This is a genomic window from Streptomyces sp. NPDC002640 (assembly GCF_053592575.1).
Genome location: NZ_JBSFVZ010000014.1, coordinates 149,970 through 160,828, shown reverse-complemented (window position 1 = coordinate 160,828; position 10,859 = coordinate 149,970). Strand labels below are relative to the sequence as shown.

The 10,859-nt window shown below is 74.7% G+C and carries 1 pseudogene (only partly in view); it reads left to right on the top strand.

Annotated features, from left to right (window positions below):
* Positions 1-284 precede the first annotated feature (284 nt).
* A pseudogene (locus ACWD3O_RS20010) lies at positions 285-10,859 on the top strand (type I polyketide synthase) (its annotated part continues 9,594 nt past the right edge of the window); the annotation flags it as partial.

Below are 10,859 nucleotides of genomic sequence, written 5' to 3'. Positions count from 1 at the left end.
GCCCCATTCCCGTCCGCTCCGGCAACCCCGCCGAAGCCACCGGCCGGCCCGGCCCCCTAAGGGGTCGGGCTAGGGGTTGTCCACTCCTCGGAGCCGTTCGTAGGCTCAGCGAGAGTTTCCGCACGGAATTTCGAATGCCCGCCGAAAACGCCCTTTCGGTATCGGGGAAACAGCAGCCGGAATTCTTTTGTCGCGCGGTCCTGGTAATTCAGCGAATTTCCGCCGCGAAAGTGCGCTGCGGGGTCCGGAGAAGGTGACAGCGAGTGGCCGACGACCAGAAGTACCTCGACTATCTCAGGCGGCTCACCGCGGACCTGCGGCAGACGCGTCGCCGCCTGCGGATCGCCGAGGCACGCGGCAGCGAACCCGTGGCGGTCGTCGGCATGGCGTGCCGCTACCCCGGGGACGTGAGCTCCCCGGAGGACCTCTGGAAGCTGGTCTCCGAGGGCCGCGACGGCATCTCCGCCTTCCCCGTGGACCGCGGCTGGGACACCGCCGCCATCTACGACGAGGCCCCGGACGCCGCCGGCACCACCTACGTGCGCGAGGGCGGATTCGTCCACGAGGCCGCCGAGTTCGACGCCGGCCTGTTCAACATCTCGCCGCGCGAGGCGCTCGCGATGGACCCGCAGCAGCGGCTGTTCCTGGAGACCTCCTGGGAGGCCCTGGAGCGGGCGGGCATCGACCCGCTGTCCCTGCGCGGCAGCCGCACCGGCGTCTTCGTCGGCTCCTCCTCGTCCGCCTACGGCGCCGGGCTGCGCGCCCTGCCGCAGGGTGTCGAGGGACACCTGCTGACCGGCAGCGCCCCCAGCGTCGTCTCCGGGCGGGTCTCCTACGCCCTGGGCCTCGAAGGCCCCGCCGTCACCGTCGACACCGCCTGCTCGTCGTCGCTGGTGGCCATCCACCTCGCCGTGCAGGCACTGCGGTCCGGCGAGTGCGACGCCGCCCTCGCCGGCGGCGTCACCGTGATGACCAGCCCCGGCATCTTCACGGAGTTCAGCCGGCAGCGCGGCCTGGCCGCGGACGGCCGGTGCAAGCCGTTCTCCGCCGACGCCGACGGCACCGGATGGGCCGAGGGCTCCGGCACGATCGTCCTGCGGCGCCTCGCCGACGCCGAGCGGCGCGGCGACCGGATCCTCGCGGTGATCCGCGGATCGGCGGTCAACCAGGACGGCGCCTCCAACGGCCTGACCGCCCCCAACGGCCCCTCCCAGGAGCGGGTCATCCTGGCCGCCCTGGAGAACGCCCGCCTGAGCCCCGGCGACGTGGACGCCGTCGAGGCGCACGGCACCGGCACGACACTGGGCGACCCGATCGAGGCCCAGGCGCTGCTCGCCACGTACGGGCAGGGCAGCCGCCGCGAGCCGCTGCTCCTGGGCTCCGTCAAGTCCAACATCGGGCACGCGCAGGCCGCCTCCGGCGTCGCCGGGCTCATCAAGATGGTGCTCGCCCTCGGCAACGAGGAGCTGCCGCCCACCCTCCACGCCGCCGAACCCACCCCGCACGTCGACTGGTCCCAGGGCCAGGTCCAGCTGCTCACCGAACCGGTCGCCTGGCCCCAGGACCCGGAACGGCCCCGCCGTGCGGGCATCTCCTCGTTCAGCATCAGCGGCACCAACGTCCACATCATCCTGGAGGGCCCCGACGCGACGGCCGAACAGGCCGCCGACGACGCGGACGAGGCCGAGGGCACCGACGCCGCCGCGGGCGGCGAGGAGAACCGGAGCGGCAGCGCCCCGGCGACGACCGCCGACGCCGGCCGGCCGGTGCTCCCCGTGGTCCCGTGGGTGCTGTCCGGACACACCGCCGAAGCCCTCGCCGCCCAGGCCGCCCGTCTCACCGCCCTCGCCGACGCCGACCCCGCCTCCGTGGGCCGCTCCCTCCTCTCGCGCGCGGTGCTGGAGCACCGTGCGGTGGTGGTGGGGGAGGACCGTGCCGGGGCGTTGCGCGCGCTGGCGGGAGACGTGGCGCACCCGGGTGTGGTGCGGGGTGTGGCGCGGTCCGGTGGTTCCCCGGTGCTGGTGTTCCCGGGTCAGGGGTCGCAGTGGCTGGGGATGGGGCGGGAGCTTGCGCAGTGGTCGCCGGTGTTCCGGGAGTCGTTGGAGGCGTGCGCGGCGGCGTTGGAGCCGTTCGTGGACTGGTCGTTGGGGGAGGTGCTGGAGAGCGAGGACGAGGCGCTGTGGGGCCGGGTGGACGTGGTCCAGCCGGTGCTGTGGGCGCTGATGGTCTCGCTCGCCAAGCTGTGGCGGGCGTCCGGTGTGACGCCGTCGGCGGTGGTGGGGCACTCGCAGGGCGAGATCGCCGCCGCTGTGGTCGCGGGCGGCCTGTCGCTTGAGGACGGGGCGCGTGTGGTGGCACTGCGCTCGCGTGCGCTGCGGGCGCTGGCCGGACGCGGCGGGATGGTGTCCCTGGCCGCCGGCTCGGACGTCGCCGAGGAACTGGCGGCGGCCTTCGACGGCCGGGTGTCCGTGGCTGCGGTCAACGGCCCGGGCTCGACGGTGGTCTCGGGTGAGCCGGAAGCGCTGGACGCGCTGATGACGGCGTGTGAGGAACGAGGGGTGCGCGCCCGCCGCATTCCGGTGGACTACGCCTCGCACTCCGTGCAGGTGGAGGAGCTGCGCGAGCGGATCCTCACCGACCTCGCCCCGATCACGCCAGCGTCGTCGACGATCCCGCTCTACTCGTCGCTGACCGGCGGCCGGATCGACACCGCCGAGATGGGCGCGCAGTACTGGTACGACAACCTCCGCTCCCTCGTCCGGTTCGGCGACGCGACCGCCGCGCTGCTGGCCGACGGGCGGACCGTCTTCCTGGAGAGCAGCCCGCACCCGGTGCTGACCCCCGGCATCGAGCAGACCCTTGAGCAGTCGGATCGACAGGGCGTCACCCTGGCGTCCCTGCACCGCGATCGCGGTGACGCCACCCGCTGGCTGACCGCGCTCGCCGAGGCGCACGTGGCCGGCGTCCCCGTCGACTGGACCACCCTCCTGCCTGAAGCCCGGCCCGTCGACCTCCCCACCTACGCCTTCCAGCACACCCACTACTGGATGACCGAACCCCCCGAGGTCGCCCGCGCCCTGGACGCGGCCACGGGCGGCGGCGATGCGGACGAGACGGAGTTCTGGGACGCCGTCGACCGACTCGACTACGACCAGGTCGCCGGCACCCTGCACCTCGAGTCCGGCGACGGTCTGGAGACCGTGCTGCCCGCCCTCTCGGTGTGGCGGCGCGGCCGCGCCGAACGCTCCACGGTCGACGCCTGGCGCTACCGCGTCGCCTGGCAGCCCGCCGAGCGGGCCCCCGCCACCGCACTCGACGGGCACTGGCTGCTGCTGCGCACGGAGGGGTCGGACGCCGACCACGCCGCGCGCTGCGCCCAGGCGCTGCGCGAAGCCGGCGCGGACCTGACCGAACTGACCGTGCCCGACGCCGGCCTCGACCGGTGGGGCCTCAGCGAACTCCTGCGCGGGGCTGCCGAATCCGCCGCACGGATCACCGGCGTCCTGTCGCTGGCCGCCGACGACCGCAGGCCGCACCCCGAGGACCCGGCGGTCTCCGTCGGACTCGGCGCCACCCTCACTCTCGTGCAGGCGCTGGCCGACGCCGAGATCACGGCACCGCTGTGGTGCCTCACCCGCGGCGCCGTCGCCGCGCACCGCGCCGACCGGATCACCGACCCCGCCGCCGCCCGCGTCTGGGGACTCGGCCGCGTCGCCGCCCTGGAACACCCCGAGCGCTGGGGCGGTCTCGTCGACCTGCCCGCCGACGCCGAACCCCGCGCGCTGGCCCGCCTCGCCACCGTGCTGACCGGGGCCGAGGACCAGGTGGCCGTCCGGGCCGAAGGGGTCTACGTACGCCGCCTGCTCCACGCCCCCGCCACCGCCACCGGTGAGCCCGCCCCCCGGCCCGCCGCACCCGAAGCCGTCCTGATCACGGGCGGCACCGGCGCGCTGGGCGCGGAAACCGCCCGGATGCTCGCACGCCGGGGCACCCGGAAGCTGGTGCTGTGCAGCAGACGGGGCGGCGACGCCCCCGGCGCCGCCGACCTCGTCGCCGAACTGGCCGGTCTCGGGGCGGCGGCGACCGTCGTCGCCTGCGACGTCGCCGACCGCGACGCACTCGCCGCGCTGCTCGCAGAACACCCGGTCACCGGCGTCGTCCACGCCGCGGGACTCGACCCGGTCCTCCCGCTCGACGCCACGTCGGTGCCCGAGCTCGCCGACGGCCTGAGGGCCAAGGCCCTCGGTGCCGAACACCTCGACGCGCTCCTCCCCGACGCCGAACTGTTCGTCCTGTTCTCGTCCATCGCCGGCATCTGGGGCAGCGGCGGACAGGGCGCCTACGCCGCCGCCAACGCCCAGCTCGACGCCCTCGCCACCGCCCGCCGGGCGGCCGGCCGGGCCGCCACCGCCGTGTCCTGGGGCTCCTGGGCGGAGGCCGGCATGGCCGCGCGGGACGGCGCCGACGAATACCTCAGACGCCGAGGGCTGCGCCCCATGGCAGCGGCCCTGTGCATCGCCGCGCTGGAACGCGCGATCGACTCCGAGGACGCCTGCCTGACCGTCGCGGACGTGGACTGGGCACGCTTCACGCCCGCCTTCACCAGCCGCCGGCCCAGCCCGCTGCTGACCGCGCTGCCCGAGGCGGTCGACGCCCTCGCGGAGACCGCGGACGGCAGCGAGACCTCGTCGGACGCCCCGGGCGCCTCCGCGGCCGTGCGCTCCCTGCTGGCCGGGGTGCCCGCGTCGGAACGCGGCCGCACCCTCGCCGACCTGGTCCGGCGCGAGACCGCCACCGTCCTCGGCTACCCCGAGCCCGTCGAGGCCGACCGGCCGTTCAAGGACCTGGGCGTGGACTCCCTCACCGCGCTCCAGGTCCGCAAGCACGTCGCCGACGCCGTCGGTCTGCCCCTGCCCGCGACCCTCGTCTTCGACCACCCCACCCCCGCCGCGGTCGCACGCCACCTGCTGTCGCTGATCAGCGAGGACGAGCGCGCGGACGCCACGACCGGCACGACGGCCGTGGCGTCCGACGAACCGCTCGCCATCGTCTCGACGGCCTGCCGCTACCCCGGCGGCGTGGACTCGCCCGAGGCCCTGTGGGACCTCGTCGCCGAGGGCCGGGACGGCGTCGGCGCCTTCCCCAGCGACCGAGGCTGGCGGGCGGCTCCCGGCGCGAGCGTCGACTTCGCCCTCGAGGGCGGCTTCGTCCACGACGCCACGGAGTTCGACGCCGGACTGTTCGGCATCTCGCCGCGCGAGGCGCTGGCGATGGACCCGCAGCAGCGGCTGCTGCTGGAGACCGCCTGGGAGGCGCTGGAGCGGGCGGGCATGAACCCGCGCGCGCTCCAGGGCACGTCGACCGGCGTCTTCGTCGGCGCCTCCCCCTCCGGCTACGGCGTGGGGGCCACCGATTCCGGCTCCGAGGGGCACTTCCTGACCGGCATGTCGGGCAGCGTCCTGTCCGGCCGCGTCGCCTACACCTTCGGCCTGGAGGGCCCCGCCGTCACCGTCGACACGGCCTGCTCGTCGTCGCTGGTGGCACTCCACCTGGCCGCCCAGTCGCTGCGCGCCGGCGAGTGCTCCATGGCGGTCGTGGGCGGCGTCGCGGTGATGAGCACCCCCGGAGTCTTCGCCGAGTTCGACCGGCAGGACGGTCTGGCCTCGGACGGCCGGTGCAAGGCGTTCGCCGCCGCCGCGGACGGCACCGGCTGGGGCGAGGGCGTCGGCGTGCTGCTCGTGGAGCGGCTGTCGGACGCCCGCCGCAACGGCCACCAGGTGCTGGCCGTGGTGCGGGGTTCCGCGGTGAACCAGGACGGTGCGTCGAACGGTCTGACCGCGCCGAACGGTCCGGCGCAGCAGCGGGTGGTGCGGGCCGCGCTGGCCGCCGCCGGTCTGCGGGCGTCCGAGGTGGACGCGGTGGAGGCGCACGGCACCGGCACCCGGCTGGGTGACCCGATCGAGGCGCAGGCGCTGCTCGCCACCTACGGGCAGGACCGTGAGGAGCCGCTGTACCTGGGCTCGGTGAAGTCCAACATCGGTCACACGCAGGCCGCTTCGGGCGTCGCCGGCGTGATCAAGATGGTGGAGTCGCTCCGCCGGGGCGTGCTGCCGCGGACGCTGCACGTGGACGAGCCGACGCCGCACGTGGACTGGTCCGCGGGCGCCGTGTCGCTGCTCACCGAGGACCGGCCGTGGCCCGAGGCGGGGCGTCCGCGTCGAGCGGGTGTGTCGTCGTTCGGCGTGAGCGGGACCAACGCGCACGTCATCCTGGAGCAGGCCGCCGAGGCCGCCGAGGCCGCCGAGGCGGCTCCGGTGCGACCGGGGGCTGCGGGGCCGTGGGTGCTGTCGGCCCGGTCGCGGGGTGCCCTGGTCGCGCAGGCCGGGCGGTTGGCGTCCTTCATCGCCGAGCGTCCCGAGGCGGATGCCGCGGCGGTGGCCCACACGCTGGCGACCGGTCGTGCCGCGCTGGAACACCGGGCGGTCGTGCTCGGCGACGACCGTGACGACCTGCTCACCGGACTCCGCGCCCTTGCCGCCGACGAACCCTCACAGGGCGTCGTCACCGGCACGGCACGCAGCGGACGCACCGGATTCCTGTTCTCGGGCCAGGGCGCGCAGCGGGTCGGGATGGGGCGTGAGCTCTACGACGCCTTTCCCGTCTTCGCCGACGCCTTCGACGACGTGTGCGCGCGGGTCGACCTTGAACTGCCGCTCCGTGACGTGGTGTTCGGGGACGACGCGGAGCTGCTGGCGCGGACGGCGTACACGCAGCCCGCGCTGTTCGCCGTCGAGGTGGCGCTCTTCCGCCTCGTGGAGTCCTGGGGCGTGACCCCGGACGTGCTGGTCGGCCACTCGATCGGCGAGATCGCGGCTGCGCACTGTGCGGGTGTGCTGTCGCTGGACGACGCGTGCCGGCTGGTGTCGGCGCGTGGGCGGCTGATGGACGCGCTGCCCCAGGGTGGCGCGATGCTGGCCGTCGAGGCTGCCGAAGAGCTGGAGCTGCCTGAGGGTCTGGACCTGGCGGCGGTGAACGGGCCGACCTCGATCACCGTCTCCGGTGACGCGGACGCGGTCGGCGCGCTGGAGCAGCGGCTGCGTGCCGAGGGCATGCGCGTGAAGCGGCTGACCGTTTCGCACGCGTTCCACTCGCACCTGATGGAGCCGATGCTCGACGAGTTCGCCGCCGTCGCGAAGTCGCTGACCTATCACGCTCCGACCGTCCCCGTCGTCGCCACCGCTTCCGGTGACCTGGCCACCCCCGACTACTGGGTGGGCCAGATCCGCGAGCCCGTCCGCTTCGCCGACGCGATCGCCTCCCTGACCGACGCCGAGACCCGGACCTTCCTCGAGATCGGCCCGGACGGCACCCTCGCCGCGCTCGTCCCGCACATCAGCGAGGACGCCACCGCCGTCCCCGCCCTGCGTAAGGGAGCGGGGGAGACGGCCGCCTTCGCACGGGCCCTGGCCGGACTGTTCGCCCAGGGCACCGCCGTGGACTGGGGCCGGTATCTGTCGGGGCCGGGTGTGGGTCTGCCGACGTATGCGTTCCAGCGTGAGCGGTTCTGGCTGGAGGCGGTGGGGGTCGAGCATGCCGCGGCCGCTGTCGCTGGTGACGAGGCGTTCTGGTCGGTGGTCGAGGCTGGTGACAGTCAGGCTCTGGCCGAGGTGCTGCGGGTGGGTGCCGGTGAGGCGGAGGCGGTGCTGCCGGCTCTGGCCGGGTGGCGTCGTGAGCGCGTGGACCGTTCGCGTGCGGACGGAATGCGCTACCGCGTCAGCTGGCGCGTGACGGAGGAGAAGTCCGCCGCTGCGGTTGGGCGTTGGCTCGTGCTGCAGACCGAGGGGGTGTCCGACGAGCGGGTCGAGCAGTGTGTGGCGGCTCTGGAGGGTGCGGGTGCGGAGCCGTTCGTCGTGCTGCTGGACGACGGTGAGCTGGATCGTTGGGAGCTGGCGGCTCGTCTGACCGAGGAGGAATCCCTCGGCGGCGGTGTCGCTGGCGTGTTGTCCCTGGCGGCGCTGGATGCGCGGCTGGGGGTGCCGGGGGTTTCTGAGGGGCTTCCGGTGTCGGTGGCGTGGTCGCTGGCGCTCGTGCAGGCGCTGGGCGACGCGGAGATCGACGCGCCGTTGTGGTGCGTGACGTCGGGTGCGGTGTCCAAGGGCCGTGCGGACGGTGCGGTGGATCCGGAGCAGGCGCAGGTGTGGGGTCTGGGCCGGGTGGCGGCACTGGAGTTCCCGCAGCGCTGGGGCGGCCTGGTGGACGTTCCCGCGGTGCTGGACGAGCGGGCCGGTGTGCGGCTGGCCCGGGTCCTCGCGGGGACGGAGGACCAGGTGGCCCTGCGGGCCTCCGGCACCTTCGCCCGCAGACTCGTCCGCATCGCGCCCCACCCCGACGCCCCCGGTGAGTTCACCCCCACCGGACCGGTCCTCGTCACCGGTGGCACCGGCGCCCTCGGCGCCGCCGTCGCCCGTCGCCTCGCCCGGCGCGGCGTCACCGAGCTCGTGCTGACCAGCAGACGGGGCATCGAGGCCCCCGGCGCCTCCGAACTGGCGGCCGAACTGGCCGCTCTGGGCGCCAAGGCGACCGTCGTGGCCTGTGATGTGGCCGACCGCGAGGCCCTGGTCGCCTTGCTGGCGGAGCACCCGGTGACCGGTGTGTTCCACGCGGCCGGTGTCGTGGACACCGTTCCGCTGGTCGGGGTCGGTCCGGAGCAGTTCGCCGAGGTGCTGCGGGCGAAGACGCTCGGTGCGCGGCACCTGGACGAACTGGTGCCCGACGCCGAGACGTTCGTGCTGTTCTCGTCGATCGCCGGTGTGTGGGGCAGTGGCGGGCAGTCCGCGTACGCGGCGGCCAACGCCCACCTGGACGCGCTGGCCGAACGGCGCCGCGCCCGTGGCCTCGCCGCCACCTCGGTGGCGTGGGGCCCGTGGGCCGAAGCCGGCATGCTCGTCGAGGAGAACGCCGAGGACTACCTGCGCCGCCGCGGCCTGACCCCGCTCCCGCCGGAGCTCGGCGTGACCATCCTGGAGGACGCGGTCGCCCGCGACCTGGGCTGCCTCGTCGCCGCCGACGCCGACTGGGCGCGCTTCGCGCCCGCCTTCGGTTCCGGCCGTGCCACCACCCTCTTCGACGACGTGCCCGAGGCCGCGGCCCCGTCCGCCGCCGGTTCCACCCAGGCGGGGGACTCCGACGCCCACCCCCTCATGGCCGCGCTCGCCGGAAAGGGCGCCGCCGAGCGCCGGGCCCTGCTGCTGGAGACGGTGCGGGCCGGTGCCGCCGCCGTCCTCGGCCATGCCAACGCCGACAGCATCCCGGTCGAGCTGCCCTTCTCCGACCTGGGCTTCGACTCGCTCACCGCCGTCGATCTCCGGGACCGGCTGACGACGGCGACCGGCCTGTCGCTCTCCGCGACCCTCGTCTTCGACCACCCCACCGCCCAGGCCTTGGCCGGCCACCTCGCCGGACTGCTGCCCTCCTCCGCGCCCGGCGACACGGTGACGGCCACCGCGACGCACGCCGCGGCCGACCCGGACGAGCCGATCGCGATCGTCTCCATGGCGTGCCGCTTCCCCGGCGGAGTCCGGTCGCCGGAAGACCTGTGGGACCTGGTCGCCTTCGGCGCCGAGGGCCTCACGCCCTTCCCCTCCGACCGCGGCTGGGACCTCTCGGCCCTCCAGGAGTCGGGAGCCTTCGCCACCGAGGGCGGCTTCGTCCACGACGCCACGGAGTTCGACGCAGACCTGTTCGGCATCTCGCCGCGTGAAGCGCTGGCGATGGACCCGCAGCAGCGGCTGCTGCTGGAGACCGCCTGGGAGACGCTGGAGCGGGCGGGCATGAACCCGCGCGCGCTCCAGGGCACGTCGACCGGCGTCTTCGTCGGCGCCTCCACGTCCGGCTACGGCACCGGCGGACAGACCGGAGGCGCGGACGGCCACCTCATGACCGGCATGGCCGGAAGCGTGCTGTCCGGCCGCGTCGCCTACTCCTTCGGCCTGGAGGGCCCGGCCGTCACCGTCGACACGGCGTGCTCGTCGTCGCTGGTCGCGCTGCACCTGGCCGCCCAGTCGCTGCGTACCGGGGAGTGCTCCATGGCGCTCGCCGGCGGTGTCACCGTGATCGTCGGTCCTGACATCTTCGCCGAGTTCGACCGGCAGGACGGTCTGGCGTCGGACGGCCGGTGCAAGGCGTTCGCGGCCGCCGCGGACGGCACCGGCTGGGGCGAGGGCGTGGGTCTGCTCCTGCTGGAGCGGCTGTCGGACGCGCGGCGCAACGGGCACGAGGTGCTCGGCGTGGTGCGGGGTTCGGCCGTCAATCAGGACGGTGCGTCGAACGGTTTGACCGCGCCGAACGGTCCGGCGCAGCAGCGGGTGGTGCGGGCCGCGCTGGCCGCCGCCGGGCTGCAGGCGTCCGAGGTGGACGCGGTGGAGGCGCACGGCACCGGCACCCGGCTGGGTGACCCCATCGAGGCCCAGGCCCTGCTCGCCACCTACGGGCAGGACCGTGAGGAGCCGCTGTACCTGGGCTCGGTGAAGTCCAACATCGGTCACACACAGGCCGCTTCGGGTGTCGCCGGTGTCATCAAGATGGTGCAGGCCATGCGCCACGGCAAGCTGCCCCGGACACTGCACGTGGACGAGCCGACGCCGCACGTGGACTGGTCCGCGGGCGCCGTGTCGCTGCTGACCGAGGACCGCGCGTGGCCGGAGACCGGACACGCGCGCCGGGCCGGCGTGTCCTCGTTCGGCGTGAGCGGGACCAACGCGCACGTCATTCTGGAGCAGCCCGCCGAGGCCGCCGAGGTGGCTCCGGTGCGACCGGGTGCCGCGGGGCCGTGGGTGCTGTCGGCCCGGTCGCGGGGTGCC